The following is a 388-nucleotide window of genomic DNA, read 5'->3' on the forward strand; positions in this document are numbered from 1 at the left end:
CGCACGGGCTTCACGACGCAGGTCCTGCACCTCGCCGGTGGTCGCGGCACGGGCAGTGTCGCCCGCCAGGCGGCGCTTGCCCGCTTCCATGAATTCCTTCGACCAGGTGTAGTACAGGCTTTGGGCGATTCCTTCCTTGCGGCACAGCTCGGCGATGCTGTCGTCACCGCGCAAGCCTTCCAGCACGATCCGGATCTTGTCCTCGGCCGAGAAATGGCGACGGGTCTGACGCCGGATCTCTTTGACCACTCGCTCTGCAGGGGGCTTGGTCGGCGATTTTGAATTGGAGGATTTGGGCTTCATCTTCGTTCCTTCGTCACTACGACGAAGCCCAAATCCTCCTTAAATCACAACCTCAAATCTGTGCCATAGGCGCTGACGGGGGACA

At 60.6% G+C, this 388-nt stretch carries 1 protein-coding gene; it reads right to left on the reverse strand.

Features of this window, described 5'->3' with window-relative positions:
- Nucleotides 1–303: transposase (locus LZA78_RS17605; RefSeq protein ID WP_233678174.1), on the reverse strand; the 303-nt coding region annotated here is incomplete at its 3' end.
- Nucleotides 304–388: the final 85 nt, after the last annotated feature.

Origin of the sequence: Rhodobacter flavimaris (assembly GCF_021378075.1) — a bacterium.
Lineage (GTDB): Bacteria > Pseudomonadota > Alphaproteobacteria > Rhodobacterales > Rhodobacteraceae > Rhodobacter > Rhodobacter flavimaris.